17 protein-coding genes and 2 pseudogenes are annotated in these 18,185 nt (G+C 39.8%); 10 read left to right on the top strand and 9 right to left on the bottom strand.

All coding sequences use genetic code 11. The annotated features are described in order from the left end of the window. The first annotated feature begins 70 nt into the window (after positions 1-70). Positions 71-1,231 (top strand): tRNA 2-thiouridine(34) synthase MnmA, encoded by a 1,161-nt coding sequence (gene mnmA, locus NSB03_RS00275; protein WP_024986047.1) that lies wholly within the window; start codon positions 71-73, stop codon positions 1,229-1,231. A gap of 74 nt (positions 1,232-1,305) precedes the next feature. On the opposite strand, the gene NSB03_RS00270 is transcribed toward mnmA, so the two are convergent. Further along, the gene (locus tag NSB03_RS00270; protein ID WP_135036326.1) at positions 1,306-2,814 is read right to left on the bottom strand and encodes a GH3 auxin-responsive promoter family protein; all 1,509 of its coding nucleotides are present in this window, start codon (positions 2,812-2,814) and stop codon (positions 1,306-1,308) included. Positions 2,815-2,950: 136 nt separating this feature from the next. Between NSB03_RS00270 and NSB03_RS00265 the strand changes: the two genes are divergently transcribed. Beyond that, on the top strand, positions 2,951-3,961 hold the full coding sequence (locus NSB03_RS00265) for an ATP-dependent 6-phosphofructokinase (RefSeq protein WP_024986046.1): 1,011 nt from the start codon (positions 2,951-2,953) through the stop codon (positions 3,959-3,961). 13 nt (positions 3,962-3,974) lie between these two features. Here the strand turns inward: NSB03_RS00265 and rnc are convergent, their stop codons facing one another. The 3 genes from rnc to NSB03_RS00250 are packed head-to-tail and all read right to left on the bottom strand — an operon-like array spanning position 3,975 to position 6,372. Beyond that, positions 3,975-4,931: a ribonuclease III gene (gene rnc / locus NSB03_RS00260; RefSeq protein WP_306816277.1), complete on the bottom strand. Its 957-nt coding sequence runs from the start codon at positions 4,929-4,931 to the stop codon at positions 3,975-3,977. Continuing rightward, complete coding sequence (gene fabF, locus NSB03_RS00255; protein WP_024986044.1) at positions 4,858-6,120, bottom strand: beta-ketoacyl-ACP synthase II; 1,263 nt, start codon at positions 6,118-6,120, stop codon at positions 4,858-4,860. The genes rnc and fabF overlap by 74 nt, the downstream gene beginning before the upstream one ends. A gap of 15 nt (positions 6,121-6,135) precedes the next feature. Further along, a complete protein-coding gene (locus tag NSB03_RS00250; protein ID WP_002558672.1) occupies positions 6,136-6,372 on the bottom strand; it encodes an acyl carrier protein in 237 nt (78 codons plus the stop codon). A gap of 98 nt (positions 6,373-6,470) precedes the next feature. Here NSB03_RS00250 and purN point away from each other — a divergent pair, with 98 nt between their 5' ends. Further along, on the top strand, positions 6,471-7,094 hold the full coding sequence (gene purN / locus NSB03_RS00245) for a phosphoribosylglycinamide formyltransferase (protein ID WP_128824185.1): 624 nt from the start codon (positions 6,471-6,473) through the stop codon (positions 7,092-7,094). Positions 7,095-7,124: 30 nt separating this feature from the next. On the opposite strand, the gene pdxB is transcribed toward purN, so the two are convergent. Continuing rightward, positions 7,125-8,171 (bottom strand): 4-phosphoerythronate dehydrogenase PdxB, encoded by a 1,047-nt coding sequence (gene pdxB / locus NSB03_RS00240; protein ID WP_024986042.1) that lies wholly within the window; start codon positions 8,169-8,171, stop codon positions 7,125-7,127. Between the two features lie 117 nt (positions 8,172-8,288). Here pdxB and NSB03_RS00235 point away from each other — a divergent pair, with 117 nt between their 5' ends. From NSB03_RS00235 to NSB03_RS00210, 6 genes and pseudogenes are all read left to right on the top strand, one after another. Continuing rightward, positions 8,289-8,894, top strand: a complete 606-nt coding sequence (locus tag NSB03_RS00235) for a DUF4254 domain-containing protein (protein WP_024986041.1) — start codon at positions 8,289-8,291, stop codon at positions 8,892-8,894. Between the two features lie 3 nt (positions 8,895-8,897). Continuing rightward, positions 8,898-9,929: a glycosyltransferase family 9 protein gene (locus NSB03_RS00230; protein ID WP_121765640.1), complete on the top strand. Its 1,032-nt coding sequence runs from the start codon at positions 8,898-8,900 to the stop codon at positions 9,927-9,929. Positions 9,930-10,016: 87 nt separating this feature from the next. Then, positions 10,017-11,198: a glycosyltransferase family 87 protein gene (locus tag NSB03_RS00225; protein WP_135036335.1), complete on the top strand. Its 1,182-nt coding sequence runs from the start codon at positions 10,017-10,019 to the stop codon at positions 11,196-11,198. 115 nt (positions 11,199-11,313) lie between these two features. After that, positions 11,314-11,682, top strand: coding sequence for a hypothetical protein (locus NSB03_RS00220; RefSeq protein WP_024986040.1), 369 nt, complete (start codon positions 11,314-11,316; stop codon positions 11,680-11,682). A gap of 1 nt (position 11,683) precedes the next feature. Beyond that, positions 11,684-11,746, top strand: a pseudogene (locus NSB03_RS00215) (IS66 family insertion sequence element accessory protein TnpB); the annotation flags it as partial. A 128-nt stretch (positions 11,747-11,874) separates the two neighbouring features. Beyond that, positions 11,875-12,565, top strand: a pseudogene (locus NSB03_RS00210) (IS66 family transposase). A gap of 5 nt (positions 12,566-12,570) precedes the next feature. Here NSB03_RS00210 and NSB03_RS00205 read toward each other — a convergent pair. Then, positions 12,571-13,641 (bottom strand): glycosyltransferase family 9 protein, encoded by a 1,071-nt coding sequence (locus NSB03_RS00205; protein ID WP_024986037.1) that lies wholly within the window; start codon positions 13,639-13,641, stop codon positions 12,571-12,573. A 231-nt stretch (positions 13,642-13,872) separates the two neighbouring features. On the opposite strand from NSB03_RS00205, the gene NSB03_RS00200 reads away from it, so the two are divergent. Further along, positions 13,873-14,787 (top strand): BUD32 family EKC/KEOPS complex subunit, encoded by a 915-nt coding sequence (locus NSB03_RS00200; protein ID WP_024986036.1) that lies wholly within the window; start codon positions 13,873-13,875, stop codon positions 14,785-14,787. A 24-nt stretch (positions 14,788-14,811) separates the two neighbouring features. On the opposite strand, the gene NSB03_RS00195 is transcribed toward NSB03_RS00200, so the two are convergent. From NSB03_RS00195 to NSB03_RS00185, 3 genes are all read right to left on the bottom strand, one after another. Then, complete coding sequence (locus NSB03_RS00195) at positions 14,812-15,945, bottom strand: glycosyltransferase family 4 protein (RefSeq protein WP_024986035.1); 1,134 nt, start codon at positions 15,943-15,945, stop codon at positions 14,812-14,814. Further along, positions 15,942-16,757, bottom strand: coding sequence for a glycosyltransferase family 2 protein (locus NSB03_RS00190; RefSeq protein WP_024986034.1), 816 nt, complete (start codon positions 16,755-16,757; stop codon positions 15,942-15,944). The genes NSB03_RS00195 and NSB03_RS00190 overlap by 4 nt, the downstream gene beginning before the upstream one ends. A 395-nt stretch (positions 16,758-17,152) precedes the next feature. Beyond that, on the bottom strand, positions 17,153-18,169 hold the full coding sequence (locus NSB03_RS00185; protein ID WP_024986033.1) for a glycosyltransferase family 2 protein: 1,017 nt from the start codon (positions 18,167-18,169) through the stop codon (positions 17,153-17,155). Positions 18,170-18,185: the final 16 nt, after the last annotated feature.

The following is an 18,185-nucleotide window of genomic DNA, read 5'->3' as shown; positions in this document are numbered from 1 at the left end:
ACACCGGCTGAATAAAGAAAAGACTTTTTTCTTTGGAGGAAAGATACGGGAAAATCCTTAATTTTGCAGCATGATGGAAGAAAACAAACGAGTATTGTTAGGTATGAGTGGTGGAACGGATAGTTCTGTAGCTGCCATGAGACTGCTGGAAGCCGGTTATGAGGTAACCGGAGTCACTTTCCGTTTTTATGAACTGAACGAATCGACCGAATATCTGGAAGATGCCCGTAATCTGGCAGAACGTCTGGGTATTCGCCATATAACCTACGATGCCCGTGAAGTTTTCAACAAGCAAATCCTTGAGTATTTTGTGCATGAATATTTAGCGGGTCATACCCCTGTGCCTTGCACATTGTGCAATAACCGTCTAAAGTGGCCTCTGCTTGCCGAAATTGCTGATGAAATGGGCATCTTTTACATTGCTACCGGTCACTATGTTCAAAAAGTAAAGCTAGAAGATACTTACTATATTACGCATGCCGTTGACCCGGACAAAGACCAGTCCTTTTTTCTGTGGGGCTTGAAGCAAGATATACTCAGCAGAATTCTTCTGCCAATGGGAGGAATTACGAAAGTTGAAGCCCGTGCCTGGGCGGCTGAACGTGGCTTCCAAAAAGTCGCCACTAAAAAGGATAGTATTGGCGTCTGTTTTTGCCCGATGGACTACCGGAACTTCCTGAAAAACTGGTTGGTCAGCAATGGTCAGACATTGGTCAGAAATAGTCAGACATTGGTCAGCAATGGTCAGACATTGGTCAGCAATGGTCAGACATTGGTCGGCAATAGTCAGCCGTGGTCAGCAATGGTCAAACGAGGAAGGTTTGTCGATGAAAAGGGGAATTTCATAGCTTGGCACGAAGGATACCCTTTTTATACCATTGGCCAAAGACGTGGACTGGGTGTTCATCTGAACCGCCCTGTTTTTGTAAAAGAGATAAATACAGAGAAGAATGAAGTGGTATTATCCTCTCTCTCTGCCTTGGAAAAAACAGAAATGTGGTTGAAGGACTGGAATATCGTGAACCGCGAACGTATCCTGGGGCATTCTGATATTATCGTGAAGATACGATATCGTAAACAGGAAAACCACTGTACAGTCACCATTACTTCTGACAACAAACTCCACGTACAACTTCATGAACCTTTAACCGCCATTGCGCCTGGGCAAGCCGCAGCATTCTATAAAGACGGTTTGCTACTAGGTGGCGGAATTATAATTGAATCCCGATAATCATCTCAGTGTCCGCAGCGAACACCCCGCATGGTTTCCCGGCTCTTTCGTATCAAGACGATAGAAAAAGAATATTACTGATTCAACGGCAACATCGTCTCAATGTACTCTCTCGTATTACTCAATCTAGGCACTTTGTGTTGTCCCCCTAATTTTCCTCTTTGGGCCATCCAATCATGGAACAATCCCTGGCGGGCAACAATTACTTCTAATGGCTGCAATGCAATATCCTTCCACCGTTTTGCCTCATAGTCAGAATTGACCTCTTTCAGAGTAGCATCCAGTATCGCCGCAAACTTCTCAACAGAATCCGGCATCTTGGCAAATTCTATCAGCCATTGGTGACGGCATTTTGCATTCTCATCCATAAAGACGGGTGCCGCAGAATACTCACAAACCTGTGCTCCTGTTTCTGCGCAAGCCTTGGCCAGTCCCTTTTCAGCATTGTCCACAATCAATTCCTCACCGAAGGCATTGATGAAATGCTTCGTTCTGCCCGTGATAACAAACTTATAAGGATTCTTACTTGTAAACTTCACAGTATCACCGATCATGTATCTCCACAAACCACAGGAAGTGGAAATCACCATTGCGTAATTCTTGTTCAACTCTACCTCTTCAAGGCAATATGCCCGCGGATTTTCCTTGTCCACTTCTTCCAATGGAATGAATTCGTAGAAGATTCCGTAGTCAATCATCAACAACATGGCAGGATCAGAAAGATCGTTCTGCGTACCGAAATATCCTTCGGAAGCATTATAAGTCTCCACATAATGCATCTTCGGCGAATGAATCACCTGTTTATACTGTTCCCGATAAGGAGTGAAAGCCACTCCTCCATGGAAAAACACTTCCAGATTTGGCCATACCTCCTCTAATGTTCTTTTCCCGGTTTTCTCAAGAATTCGTTTGATAAGCACCAGCATCCAGGACGGTACACCGGATAAACTTGTAACATTCACCGGTATAGTACTGTTAGCGATTGCTTCTATTTTTGTTTCCCATTCGCTCATCAAGGCAATTTTCTTGCTTGGCACACGAACGAAATTAATAAGCGGATTTACATTCTGAATTAAAATGGCCGATAAATCTCCGACCAGACTATGATTGGAATTAAGGTTCGGGCTGTGGCTGCCACCTAGAATCAACCCTTTGCCTGAAAAGAAATGACTATCCGGATTGATACGGAAGTAAAGAGCCGCCGCATCTTTGCCCCCTCTGTAATGAATATCCTCTAAAGCTTCCTTGCTGACAGGAAGAAATTTGCTCTTATCGTTAGTCGTACCGGATGATTTGGCAAACCAACGTATTTCCGACGGCCAAAGCAGGTTCTGTTCTCCTGCCCGTAAACGCTCTACGTAAGGCTTTATCTCTTCGTATGTTTGGATGGGCAGGCGTTTTCTGAAATCTTCATAGCTGCGGATAGAGGCATAGTCGTACTTTTTACCCCATTCGGTCCGGGCAGCCTGCTGCACCAAGCGATTCAACACACGGTGTTGAATCTCACTTGCCTGATTGGCATATAGATCTATTTGTTTTAAACGGGAGTCAAAAGTCTTACTAATAATTTTTGTAATATTCATTTCTGCTTTAACATAATAATGTTTAGTCGTGCAAAAGTAATTTATTTATCTTTTTTTTCTATCTTTACGACGGAAATAATCGTTAAAATTGACGAGTTTACCAAAATCCCCGAGTTTTAGACTAAAAAATGCGATAATGAGAATCGGAATCTTAACCTCAGGCGGGGACTGCCCCGGTATTAATGCCACTATTCGTGGTGTGTGTAAGACGGCCATCAATTATTATGGGATGGAAGTGATAGGAATTCACAGTGGCTTTCAGGGTTTGCTGACGAAAGACATCGAGTCTTTTACGGATAAATCGCTGTCCGGTCTGCTGAATCTTGGCGGAACGATGCTGGGAACCTCCCGTGAGAAGCCTTTTAAAAAAGGTGGCGTTATCTCGGATGTTGACAAGCCTGCACTGATTCTTCAGAATATTCAGGAAATGGGGCTGGATTGTGTAGTCTGCGTCGGGGGAAACGGTACACAGAAAACTGCTGCCAAGTTTGCTGCAATGGGAGTAAATATAGTATCAGTCCCAAAAACTATTGACAATGATATCTGGGGGACAGATATCTCTTTCGGATTCGATTCGGCTGTAAGCATCGCCACAGATGCTATCGACCGCTTACACTCCACCGCCAGTTCCCATAAAAGAGTGATGGTAATTGAAGTGATGGGGCATAAAGCAGGTTGGATTGCTTTGTATTCCGGTATGGCAGGTGGGGGGGATGTCATCCTTGTTCCTGAAATCCCTTATAATATAAAGAATATCGGCAACACAATCCTGGAAAGACTGAAAAAAGGCAAACCTTACTCCATAGTGGTAGTAGCCGAGGGAATCCAGACAGACGGGCGCAAGCGTGCTGCAGAATATATCGCTCAGGAGATTGAATATGAAACCGGAATCGAGACTCGTGAGACGGTATTGGGATATATTCAGCGTGGCGGTTCGCCTACTCCTTTCGATCGTAATCTTTCTACCCGTATGGGTGGTCATGCGACGGAACTGATTGCTAACGGGGAATTTGGACGTATGGTAGCCTTGAGGGGAGATAATATTTCATCTGTCTCTCTCGAAGAAGTTGCGGGAAAACTGAAACTGGTTACTGAGGAACACGATCTTGTGATTCAAGGGCGTCGCATGGGAATTTGCTTTGGTTAGATTCCGTAAATGATTATGCCATAGCTGTTTCGCTGTCGGCAGGCAGGCTCTCTTTTGATGTGTTTTCAAGTTCCAGCTCGGAGTCTGTATCCGTTTCGGCTTCAGATTCATCTGTCATTACCGATTGTGATGTTTTTGACTCGTTAATGGTCGTAATGAATACCGGGTCTTTCACTTTCTTGATAGCCATCTGGGCGGCATTCTGCTGAGACTCTTTTTTTGAATATCCGGTACCTGTCCCGGCAGGAAGTCCTTCAATGCGTACTTCTGTCTGGAATACTGGATTGCTGTCTTTATCAAGGAATTGTTCTATCAACTCAAAAGAAACTTCCATCTTACTTTTCTGGCTCCATTCGATTAACTTGGATTTGAAGTTAACCTCCTTACGGGATATTTTATCCAGGTCGATATACCGGTTGATGATTCGTTGCTCCATAAACTGTTTGCAACGTTCATACCCCTGATCCAGATAAATGGCTCCGATAAATGCTTCAAAAGCATTTCCGTACATATAACTGTTGTGAGAAGAAGAGCGGGTAGAATACTTTATGAGTTTATCCAAACCAATCTCGACAGCCAACTTGTTCAGAGTCTCCCGTTGTACAATCTTGGAACGGGTATTTGTCAGAAAACCTTCCCGTTTTCCTTCAAAACGCTTGTATACAATATCTCCCACGATGGCGTCAAGGATGGCGTCACCGAGAAATTCCAGTCGCTCATTATTCAAAGGACGTCCTTTTTCCGAGCGGACAGAAGTTGATTTGTGTAGAAGGGCCTGCTCGTAAAGCCGGATATTACGTGGGTAGAACCCGAGTATCCGGTAAAAACAAAGATAAGACTCTCTGTCCTTGCGGAACAAGAGCCTTATCTTATCTATTTGGTTACGTAACACGATATTACTCAGCGTATTTCTTGAAGATGACGCAGGCGTTGTGACCGCCGAATCCGAATGTATTGGACAGGGCAACATTAACTTCGCGTTTCTGTGCTTTGTTGAACGTGAAGTTAAGGTTATAGTCAATGTTCTCGTCGTTGTCACCTTCTTCATGGTTGATAGTCGGAGGAACAATGCCGTTCTTGATGGCAAGGATACTTGCAATGGATTCTACCGCACCGGCAGCTCCCAGCAAGTGACCTGTCATTGATTTTGTTGAACTGATGTTCAACTCGAACGCATGATCACCGAATACTTCCTTGATTGCTTTTGCTTCTGAAATGTCACCAACCGGAGTAGATGTACCGTGTACATTGATATAATCTACTTCTTTCGGATCCATTTCCGCATCTTCCAGTGCATTTCTCATCACCAATTTCGCTCCCAGGCCTTCCGGATGAGAAGCTGTCAGGTGATGTGCATCTGCAGACATACCTACACCGGCAATTTCTGCATAGATTTTTGCACCGCGAGCTTTAGCGTGTTCCAGTTCTTCCAAGATCAGGCAACCGCCACCTTCGCCCATAATGAAACCATCACGGCTTGCGCTAAACGGACGTGAAGCTTTGGAAGCTTCGTCGTTGCGTGTTGACAGTGCGTGCATAGCGTTGAAACCGCCCACACCTGCCGGGAAGATAGCTGCTTCCGAACCACCGGATACAATTACGTTTGCTTTACCCAGACGAATCAGGTTGAAAGCATCTGCAATAGCGTTGGTTGAAGTAGCACATGCTGAACAAGTCGCATAGTTAGGACCATGGAAACCATACATAATAGAAATCTGTCCGGCTGCAATATCCGAGATCATCTTTGGAATGAAGAACGGATTAAACTTCGGACCCATTTCCTGACGAGTGTAGTAATTACCTACCTCTTCTTCAAATGTATGTATACCACCAATACCGGCGCCGAAAATAACACCGATTTTGTTCAAGTCTTCTTTCTCGACGTCAAGACCGGAGTCTTCTACCGCTTCTTTGGCAACGGCGATGGCATACTGAGTGTATAGGTCCATCTTTCTTGCTTCCTTGCGGTCGATGTATTTTGTTGCCTCGAAGTTTTTCACTTCGCATGCGAATTGGGTCTTGAATTGCGACGCATCAAAATGAGTAATAGGCCCTGCTCCACTAACCCCGTTCACAAGGTTTTCCCAAAATTCGGGAACGCTGTTGCCAACGGGAGTAATGGCGCCAAGACCTGTTACTACCACTCTTTTTAATTCCATATTGATGAAATCGAATTACTTAGCGTGTTCTTCGATATAAGATACAGCATCACCTACAGTACCAATCTTTTCTGCTTGGTCATCAGGAATAGAGATACCGAATTCTTTTTCGAATTCCATGATAAGTTCTACAGTGTCAAGAGAATCTGCTCCCAGGTCGTTAGTGAAGCTTGCTTCGGTTGTAACTTCTGATTCTTCAACGCCTAATTTATCAACGATAATAGCTTTTACTCTTGATGCAATTTCAGACATAACTTTAAGTTTTTAATTAATAATTAGTTTTATTTCTTTAAATTTGCGGTGCAAAGGAATGAATATTTATCGTTTTGCGCAAATATTTGACTAAATAAATGCAGTGTTTTGCACATTTTTCACTGTTTTGTGCATTGAAATCGAGAGTTATGAAGAAAAACATCGCAATTTTTGCTTCCGGTTCCGGATCTAATGCCGAGAATATTATCCGGTATTTCCAGAAGAGCGGTTCCGCTCAGGTTTCGTTGGTGCTTTCTAATAAAAGTGATGCCTATGTTTTAGAACGTGCGCATCGCCTGAGAGTGCCCTGTAACGTGTTCCCAAAGGAAGATTGGATAGCCGGAGACGAAATTCTGGCTGTTTTGCAGGAGGCTCGCATTGATTTTATCGTGCTGGCAGGCTTTCTGTTTCGTGTGCCCGATCTGCTTTTGCATGCTTATCCTTATAAAATTATAAATATACATCCGGCTCTTCTGCCTAAGTATGGTGGAAAGGGAATGTATGGCGACCGTGTTCATCAGGCAGTGGTAACCGCTGGTGAAAAAGAGAGCGGTATCACTATACATTATATTAATGAGCATTATGATGAAGGGGACACAATATTTCAGGTAACTTGTCCCGTACTTCCGACAGATTCTCCTGATGATGTTGCTAAGAAAGTGCATGCATTGGAATATGAACACTTTCCTTTGGTCATAGAAAAACTGTTGAATGAGAAATAAAGATAAGGTAAGAGGAAAATAAGGTGCTGCTTATTCCTTATACTTAATAGTATATGCTTTTTCCTCTCTTCTTAACGGATAATCTCCACGCAAAGTCTCAAACAGTTCCGGGTGGGCTTTCAATCGCTTGCTGTCTTCGACGGGATTATATATTTGGAGGATGGCGTCTTCGTGACTTTTTGCTTGAATAATAGGAAAAGCGGGTGCCGGCGCTTTGATTTCGTAATCTCCATCTATTTGGAAGAAGTTGCAAATAGCGTCTAGTGACATACGTGTAGCATTAGCCTTTCCGTCAGCAGAGTAACCGGCGATATGGGGAGTGCCGATAATAACTTTCTCCAGCAGTTCTCGATTGATTTCAGGTTCGTGTTCCCATACATCAATAATGGCGTCCGAAATAGCCTGACTGTTCAAAGCATTTAAAAGGGCATTCGTTTCGATAACTTCTCCCCGGGAAGTATTAATGATGAGAGGTTTTCGTTTTAGCGAACGAAAGAAGTTCTCATCTGCCAAATGGAACGTTTTATATTTCCCTTCCTTATATAAAGGTACGTGAAAAGTGATGATGTCACATTCTTTCGCTATTTTATCCAAAGAAGAGAAATTTCCTTTTCCTTCTTTTTCTTCTCGCGGTAAGTCATTCAATAGGACGCGCATGCCAAAGTTTTGTGCCACTTTAGCCACCTTGCTTCCTACATTACCTACGCCTATAATCCCGATCGTCAGTTCATCCAGTCTTTTATTCCTGACAGACTTCCATACAAGAAATGATGATTGTATATATTGGGCGACAGAAGCCGAGTTGCATCCCGGGGCATTCGTCCATTCGATGCCTGCCCGCTTGCAATACTCCGTATCGATATGGTCGAAACCAATGGTTGCTGTGGCTATAAACTTTACCCGGCTATCCTCTAGTAATTCCCGGTTGCAATGCGTGCGGGTGCGGACAATCAGCGCATCTGCGTTCCGTACCAGTTCTGGCGTGAAATCCTTTCCCGGAGCATAGATTACCTCGTCGGCTATTCTCTGAAGCGCCTCTTTTATATAAGGTATTTTATTATCTATAATAATTTTCATATACAATTCATCTTTAATACCCACAAAGGTAACAAATAAAAAAGTAAGAAACGGTTGCTTGTCTGAAAAATATTACATAGATTTGCCCTAGTATATATCTATAAGCTAGTTAAGATTATGACATTTAGTAACCTTTGCAACGAGATTTTTTGGAAATCGACAACAGATTACCATGTAACGGATAGTGTAGATGCTCCGATGAACAATCCTTACGAGTTGAAAACTATTGAGTATTATTTATATCTAAAGAACTGGATTGATGCTGTGCAATGGCATTTTGAGGATATTATCCGTGACCCGCAGATTGATCCGGTAGAAGCATTGACTTTGAAAAGAAGAATTGATAAGTCCAATCAGGATCGTACAGACTTGGTGGAATTAATTGATAGCTACTTCTTAGACAAATACAAAGAAGTAAAACCTCTTTCTGACGCAACGATCAATACAGAAAGTCCTGCGTGGGCTATTGACCGTTTGTCGATTCTTGCATTGAAAATTTACCACATGCAGCAGGAAGTGGAACGTACGGATACTACCGAGGAACATCGTACACAGTGTCAAGTTAAACTGAATATTCTGTTGGAGCAGCAGAAAGACCTTTCTTCTGCTATCGATCAGTTATTGGCTGATATTGAAGCTGGTAGAAAGTATATGAAAGTATATAAACAGATGAAGATGTATAACGACCCGGCGTTAAATCCGGTGCTTTATGCTAAAAAATAACGAATGGCGCGTATTCTCATTATTCGTTTTTCAGCTCTTGGCGATGTAGCCATGACAATACCAGTCATACATTCGTTGGCTGTACAATACCCACAGCACGAAATAACAGTGTTAAGTCGTGCTGTATGGCAGCCGCTTTTTCAGGGGCTGCCTGCGAATGTGGGTTTTGTCGGAGCTGATTTAACAGGCAAACACAAGGGATTTTGGGGCTTGAATAGCCTCTATTCGGAGTTGAAAGCGATGCATTTTGATTACATAGCAGATTTTCATCATGTGCTTCGTTCCAAATATTTATGCCTGCGATTCCGTCTTGCCAATAAACCAGTAGCTTCCATTTGTAAAGGAAGGACCGGTAAAAAGAAACTGATTCGTCGTCACGATAAGGTGATGGAGAATCAGAAGAGCTCTTTTCGCCGTTATGCCGATGTGCTTGAGAAGTTAGGTTTACCGGTTTTATTAAATTTCTCTTCTATTTATGGCGAAGGGAAAGGCAACTTCGCGGAGATAGAGGCTGTCACAGGACCTAAGGAAGATCAGAAATGGATTGGTATAGCCCCATTTGCCAAACACATAGGTAAGATTTATCCGTTAGAGTTACAGGAGCAAGTTATAGCACATTTTGCGGCTAATCCTAAAGTGAAAGTTTTCCTTTTTGGAGGTGGTAAAAGCGAACAGGAGGTGTTTGACACATGGATTGCTAAATATCCTACGGTGGTTTCCATGATAGGTAAGTTGAATATGCGTACCGAATTGAATCTGATGAGTCATTTGGATGTGATGTTGTCGATGGATTCTGCCAATATGCATCTGGCCTCCTTGGTCAATATTCCGGTTGTTTCTATTTGGGGGGCTACTCATCCTTATGCAGGATTTATGGGATGGAAGCAACTTCCTGTCAATACGGTGCAACTTGATTTAAAATGCCGTCCCTGTTCTGTATATGGACAGAAGTCTTGCTGGAGAGGAGATTATGCATGTTTGTGGAAGATTGATCCAAAGCAGGTTGTCGCAAAGATTGAGGGAATTATAAATTAAGTACTGAATGTTGATTGATTCGGCATTGGTATGTAGATAGAAAATGATAAGATAATATAAATTACTAAAAGGAATAGAATAATTGCTATGAGAAAACTCTATCAATCTTTTCTCGTTTTTTTACAGAAACCTTTTTTGACAGATTATCGTACATTGTTTGCTTTATGGATGCTACTTCCTGTGATAGCTACTTTAACGAAGTTCAAGAGTTATAATAATTTTCTGATATTCAGATATGTATTTTGGCATACTATTGATCATACATCTTTATATACAAGTTATGAACAATATTATGATACCAATCATTACGGGCCATTTTTTAGTTTAGTGATTGCGCCTTTTGCTATATTTCCAGAATATTTTGGATTATTATTATGGGAAATAGCACTAGCTTTGGCTTTGTTTTATTCTATACGTAAGTTACCTCTTTCTGATAAGAAACTTATATTTATTTATTGGTTCTGTGCCCACGAGTTGTTGACCGCTCTTTTTATGTCTCAATTTAATATTGCTATTGCTGCCATTATTTTGGTAACATTCTATTGTATAGAAAAAGAGAAAGATATATGGGCAGCTTTTTGGATTATGTTTGGAACCTTTGTGAAACTATATGGAGTGGTCGGGTTAGCATTTTTCTTTTTCTCAAAGCATAAAGGAAAATTTATTTTCTATTTGTTCGTTTGGGCTATAGTTATGTTTATAGCCCCAATGGTCATAAGTAGTCCGGATTATATCATTTCCCAATACTGGGAGTGGTGGGAGAGTCTGATAAGCAAGAATGCTGATAATGCTTTTGCATATAGTCAGAATATTTCTTTGCTTGGCATGGTTCGTAAGATTTCACAATGTACGTCCTATTCCGATCTTTTAATAATTATTCCGGGATTATTTATTTTGGGTTTGCCTTATCTTCGATTCAAACAATTTAAATATAAAGCTTTCCGTTTTACATTGTTGGCATCGGTTATGATGTTTGTAGTACTTTTTAGTACAGGCAGTGAATCCAGTACATATATTATTCCTTTTGTTGGTGTAGCTATATGGTATATAGTTGCACCTTGGAAACGCTCTAAATGGGATATTGCATTGATGGTGTTTGCATTTATTTTGACTAGTATGTCTCCGTCAGATCTTTTCCCTTCATTTATTCGAAAGCAATATGTTGTGCCTTATGCACTGAAAGCATTGCCATGTGTCCTCATTTGGTTTAAACTTTCATATGAGATGTGTAGAAATGATTATTCTCCACAGTCAGTCATAAACGAATAATAACTATTGTATAAGATATAAATTATCACTAGTATCGTAACCATTCTATTTTCCGCCTTGACACACATCGCAACCTAGCATATCTTTGGGTCATAACCAATTAACAACAATGATTATGGCAAAAGAAAAAGTAAACTACCAGGAGGTACATGACCTCTACCAGTTATGTAGCGTTACCAAGGACCTTCGCGAGTTCTGTGCGGATTATGGAGTGAATTACGATAAGTTCATGAACTGGCAGCGTCACCAGCTGTGGAGCGAAAAGTTGGGGAAGACGGTCCAGGTGGAACAGCCCAAGGCAGCCAAGGTGCAGATAACCGGCAAGCCCTGCAACAGTCCAACCGTGAAAATGGAAGTGAAACAGCCCGAAGGTGAAGCTCCGATAAGATGGGTGAAGCTGCAACTGGTATCCGGTGCTACCCTTTTCCTGAGAAACACCACAGTACTTGACCTGTGCCTACTGCTCAACAAAATGATAGGATGACATGCTGGGACTGAGTGCCAACCTGAACTATTACCTGTTCAACGGTAATGTGGATCTGTGGAAAGCATCGTAGTCGACAGGATGTATGTAAACCCTAAAGATGAATAATAAGAAGTTGATACCCAATGTAATAATGTAAAAATAGCCGATAAAAAACTTGCGTAACTGCCTGATTTTTCGTACCTTTATATCATGATTGATGAAAGGGCATACGAGTTACTTTGCTGCCAGTTGGGGCTGGCGAATGAGGAAAAGGCAGGGCTTCGCAAACAGGTAAACGAACTGATTGCGAGGCTTAAGGCTATTGAAGAATCCAATAAGGAGAACTCCAAGGCTCTGGTTAATACTGTCAATGAATTATCCGTAACAGTCGAGAACTATCGAAAAGAAATGGAGCTTATGAGAAAGCAGCTTGAAGCAAAAGACGAGGTGAACCGGATGCTGGCAAACGAGATATCCAATCTCAGGCTTCAGCTTGAGGACAGCAGGAAACACCGTTTCGGTCGTACATCCGAGCAAATTGGCTAACGAACTGATGAGAAAGGCTGTCAATTATACGTTAAACCAGTGGAAGTCCCTGAGAAATATCCTCAAGGACGGTGCAGCGGAAATATCGAACAACCTCTGTGAACAAAGGATGAAACCGGTAAAGCTGTTGCTCAAGAACTGTATGAACATAGGCAGTGAGGATGCGGCAGAAAACTCGGCATTCATCTTCTCTCTGATAGAAAGTTGCAAGCTTAATGGCATAGATCCTCAGGATTACCAGAAGCACCTGTTCGAATGTATTCTTCATGGTAAGGACTGCTATATGTTTAATAATCAGAGATATGTTGTTGGCAGTAGAAATGCCAGATTGGTGGCGGAAGCGTTCATATTATAGTCTTTTTATAATTGGTTCTTTTTTAGTTTCAATATTATAGGATTTAGCCTCTTATATACTTCTTCCGGAGTAATTGAATCGAAGCACTGCTCATAAGTCATTTCAGCTTGCTTTTGTTGTGGTAAGATATCATCGGCACTTATTCCTTCTGCAAAAGTTGAGTTGTTTGGCAACCACATTGACTTGGAAGCACTTGGAGAGAAAATAGAAAAAGACGGGATGCCTAAGGCTTGGATTATATGTCGGGCTCCGCCTTCATTTCCAAAATAGAAAGTACTGTTAGCCGCAAGTGCCGCTAATTGGCGTAATGAAGAAGCTTGAATGTTTATTTTTATATTATCAGGGCATCCTAATGCATTGTATATGTTTTTGGCATCTTCTTCTTCATGTCCTGGTGCATAATTGAATATCATTTGAATATCATTATGCTCTTTTAGTATTCTTCGCAGTATATCCAACATAAACTTTTGATTCCACTTTTTATACGCAAGCTTTGTGGTTACTCCAATCAAGAAAATAGGGCGGCTGAAATCAATCCCTTTATTAATCATATATTCCCGAAATTCTTCTTTTTCTGTATCTGTGATATATAATTTGAAATCCTTGGTATATGTAATGGGAGCAATTGTTTCTAATGGTGTGGCAAGTAGTAAATCTCGTTGTACCATATCAATATTCAGACTCTTGTTATAAGTATCTATAGGATAATTTAATAAAAATCGTGTGTATCCTTTTATTCGCCCGATCCGAAAGGGAGTATGTAGAGAAAATAAAGAAAAAAGAAGGGTGCGGATGGTAGAGCGCATGTCGATAATAACATCATATTGATTTTGATGTACAACTTGCCATACTTTTTTTATATAGACATGAAATGGCTTATTCTCATTTTTGTCAAACGTAAAGATTTTGTCAATGTCAGGATGCCCCTCATAGAGTGGGGCGATGTTTTTGTTAACTACAAAATGTACTTCTGCGGTAGGAAAGCTTCTTTTAAGAGTGCTACACAATGCGATAGCTAATATAGAGTCTCCTATTTGCCTGAACCGAATGACTAATATTTTTCTGATTGGTTTCATTCTTACATGTCTTGATGTTTTTTTACTATGCAAACATAGCAAAAAAAAAGATTTAAATTTAAATCTGCTTGAAAAGAAACAGGAAAACTAGTACAGTTAACACAGAAGAGATAAATGCAAAAAGGAGGGGTTAACAAAACTTTGTGATAAAAGAGAAAAATATAGTAAGAATGTGCTCTAATTTCTTTATCTTTGCTCAATCTTTGTAATTAGTATTATAAAAAGAGTGTAATGAGAGTTATCGTCAACCCTAAATATGAAAACTTACGGAAAGAAATAGAATGTATCCCTGACTCCTTTGGAGATAAGGGCGATATTGTTTACAATGACCGTAACGTATTGAAACGTATCGATTTACATGGGGTTGATATAGTGGTAAAGAGTTTTAAGAAACCTCATATAATAAACCGTATAGTCTACTCTTTCTTTCGTCGCTCAAAGGCTGAACGGTCTTTTATATATTCAATGGCTGTGCAGGAGCATGGCTTCGATGTGCCGGAACCGATTGCAATGATTGAAAAATTCCATCGTGGTCTCTTGTCTGAAAGCTATTACATCTGTGGTTATGATGCCGGCAAAACAGTACGTGATCTGATGGATGGAGAGGTTAAGGGCAACGAAGATAAGCTTTCTGCTTTTGCACACTATACTGTTTTGTTACATCAGGCTGGCATTCTTCATTTGGATTATTCACCGGGGAATATACTTATCCATCAAGGTAGCAATGGGGAATATACTTTCTCTTTAGTTGATGTGAATCGCATGCAATTACTTCCTGAGATTGATTGTGATACGGTATGCCGGAATATGTGTCGGTTATGTATTTCCCGAGAAGTATTGTCCTATATAATGAGAGAATATGCTGCATTGCGTGAATGGAATCGTGAAGAAACGGTGAAGTTGGCACTTCATTATAGCGATCAGTTCTTTACTAACTATATCTATCGTCGGGCAGCTAAAAGGGATGAATCAAAACGTATTGTTTCACATGTAGTTTTATTCCGTCTTTATCGCGCAACACGAAGATTGTTTTATTGGGAGCGCCACATTTCCTCCCTTCTATTGAAAGAGGAAAGCCGGATATATCATAAATATTTGTATAAATACGATTATTGTAATTTACTTGCTCCTGATTATCAGCTATAAACGTTTTTAAAGTTATAGCACGTGCTATTTTAAAAGCTGCTTGTAGATATTAATGATTTTTTCCGCTTGTTTTCTTTCAGAGAATCGTTTGGCATAAACAACCCCTTTCTCAATCATCTCTTTTCGTTTCTCCGAATTGGAATAAATATGTTTGAAGGCGTTAGCAAGTTCTTTGCTGTCGTCGGGATCTACATAAATAGAATCAGGGCCTCCTGCTTCTTCCAGACATGAACCAGTGGCGGCAACAACAGGAACTCCTGAGTTTAGTGCTTCTATGATAGGGATGCCGAAACCTTCAAATCGTGAGGGATATACAAATATCTCTGCTGATTGGTAAAAAGCCGGTAGATCATTAAAGGGGACATCGCTTAAAATATGTACCCTATCATCAATCCCATGTTCACTTGCAAACTCTTCAATTTTCTTTGTATATTTGGTTCTCTTTCCTATAATTACGATATGGATATGTTTGGGAAGCATAGTTATTGCCTGTACAGCCAAAAGAATGTTTTTTCTTTCTTCGATGCTTCCGACGTTAAGTATATAATGTTCGGGCAATCGATATTTTTCCCGAATATCCCTTTTCTTTTCTTCGTTTACAGGAAGAGTAAAAGAAGTGTCGCAACCCTGATAAACGACTTCTATTTTGTTAGGTGGTATATTGAAATATTGTATGATGTCTCGTTTGGTGCATTCGCTTATAGCGATAATCTGTTCCGAATTCTCGCAGGCCTTCTTGAATTTATATTTGTATATTTCCCTGTCAATGAAATTGTAGTACTTTGGAAATCTAAGGAATATTAGGTCATGAACAGTAACAATGCTTTTTATAGGACTTTTGTGAATGTTTAATGGCAGCTCGTTACTCAGTCCATGGAATATATCGATTTTCTCTTTTTGTAATTGTTGGGTGATTCCCCATATGCGCCATAGTGCATTAAATCTCTTCCAAAAAGTTATAGTTGGAAAACACAGATGTAACTGATTGTGTTGTTTGATTAGCACATCCAGTCTTTTGTTTTCCTGTTTTCTAGGAGTATATAAGATATAATCATTATTGGGATAGTAACGGCATAGTATATCTGCGACATAACGGCTGTAGTTGCCTAAGCCGGTGAAATTCTGTACTGCGCGTTTCCCATCAAACCCTATCTTCATTGCTTCTTTTTGCTTATTCCATTTTCACACCAAACAAGTCTCTTTTTTCTGGTTTCGTTTAAAATTTTTTTGTTGTTATGTAGATTATCAGTTTTGGATAATTTATGATGTAGATGGAATGCAATGCCCGCAAATTTAATAGTACGTTTATGTATTCCGCTGTTCATAAGTCGACATACTAATTCATGGTCTTCACTTCCCCATCCGGTGATGGTTTCATTATACCCATTAACTTTTAATAGGTCTTCTCTCCAAAAAGCCATGTTGCATCCTCTGGAATAGGTTATGTCCCATTGACGGTAGTACTGTAATAATGGAGCCAAAGCTGGTAGGTGAATGCCGTTGATCGTATTCTTCGTTCCTTTGTTGCGGATTGATACAATGCATTTTTTTTCAGCTAACATTTGGTTAGTCAATACCTCACCGATTAAAACGCGGCTTCCGGTTACAAAGCTTCCTTTCTTGGCGAAGCAGACATGATCTTTGACGAAATCTTTGTGTAAGACGATATCTCCGTCAATTTGTATAATATATTCTTTAGATGCTTTCGCAATAGCTTTGTTGCGGATAGAGGCCAGTCTGAAGCCTAAATCCTCATGCCAAACATGAATAATGGGGACTTCGGAAGAAGCTGCCAATTGATGAATTAGCTCTCTTGTGTCTTCTTTAGAACCATCATCAGCAATGATAATTTCATCAGGAAGGAGAGATTGACGTAGCACGCTTTTAACGCATAATTCTAATGCGTCGCTTCTATTATAGGTGGATATAATCAGCGATGTGCTTATGTTGCTCGCCATTGGTTTATTCATATAATTATTACTAAGTTAGTTAAATAGTTAAGGGGGCTTGCACTAAAATTTTACAAATATATATATTTTATTTGGTTGTGACAAGCGTTAAAGGCTTTTTTCAAGGTAGTTGTATTAAATTGTTTGATTTTTTTCGTTCTGGAATTAATAAGTCTACATATAGGTTCGTTATCTTTGTGCTCTTGGCAAGTCACCTATTCATTATAACCATTGGCTTGTATAAATTTTCTTTCTGAAAGGCCATATTGCATCTTCTTGCATGTAAAATATCATTGTGGTGATACTTCTCTTGTAAATAGCTAAAAATAAAAAATGTTTCCTTGTATTTTTAAGAGATATAAGATTGCAAATTTTGTAAATGAAAATAGTATTTCCAAAGGAGCTTTTATAGTATACTACTTGTTGATAATTTTTTTCTTGTCTAACTTTTTCTTTTTTTTATATTTATGACTTTTAATTCGATACTGAATGCTAAAAGGAAGCTTTAGGAATAAAAAACGTTTTATAGATTTGAATGTTAGTCGGGTTTCTAAAATAGGAGGGATGCAGTTTTGGGAGAGCCTTGCTAATCCTTTTATTAAGTCACTCCTTTTTATGTTCGAGTACATTGCTGGTAGGTATCGATGATAAATTTCAAATAAATAATATAAGTTTATTGCTTTTTGAAGATGTTTGCTAAGGTTGTTGTCTGCTTGTATCAATCTCCTGATTTCACTAAAAACTATGGTAAGATCATTTAGATGCTTTAAGGTGTAGCCTTGTCCTATATTTGTAATAGAGTCTTCTCTCTTACAATTATAAAGATAAGTTGTTCGGTTGGTTAGGCTAAATGACCTGGTATTTAAAGCGAGCATGGCATGCATTACTATGTCTTCGTGGTACACGTGTTCCAAAAAATGAATATGAAATTCTTTTAGAAAAGAAAGATTGTATAATTTATTCCATGTAGTTACCCATATATCATTTTTTTCCTCATAAAAGTATTGAGCCATACATAATTTACCCTTTCGTGTTATATTAGGGTAATTAGTGATTTTGAGTGAATTCTCATTCTCATCAATTTGATTGATTCCAGCTGCTACAAAGTCTACTTTCTCTTGTGAAATAATATTATATAAAGTTTCAATGCAATCAGGGACAATAGCGTCGTCGCTATCCATAAAGTATAGATATTTTCCTTGAGCGGATTCAATTGCTGTGTTTCTCGTTCCTCCCAAACCGAGATTTTTTTTATGTGTAATTATACGGATGCAGTTACCTCTAGGATGTGTGCTTTTAAGTTGGTGGACTATATTCATGCTGTTATCATGTCCTAAATCGTCTACTATCAAAATTTCTAAGTCTTGATAGGTTTGATTTAATGCAGATAACAAGGCGCGTTCAATGTATTTTTCTACATTATAAATAGGCATTGAAAGAGTTATTAAG

Origin of the sequence: Bacteroides acidifaciens, assembly GCF_024623065.1 — a bacterium.
In the GTDB taxonomy this organism is placed as follows: Bacteria; Bacteroidota; Bacteroidia; order Bacteroidales; family Bacteroidaceae; genus Bacteroides; species Bacteroides acidifaciens.
The sequence above is the reverse complement of the archived record's forward strand: the minus strand, read 5'-3'. Positions and strand labels throughout refer to the sequence as shown.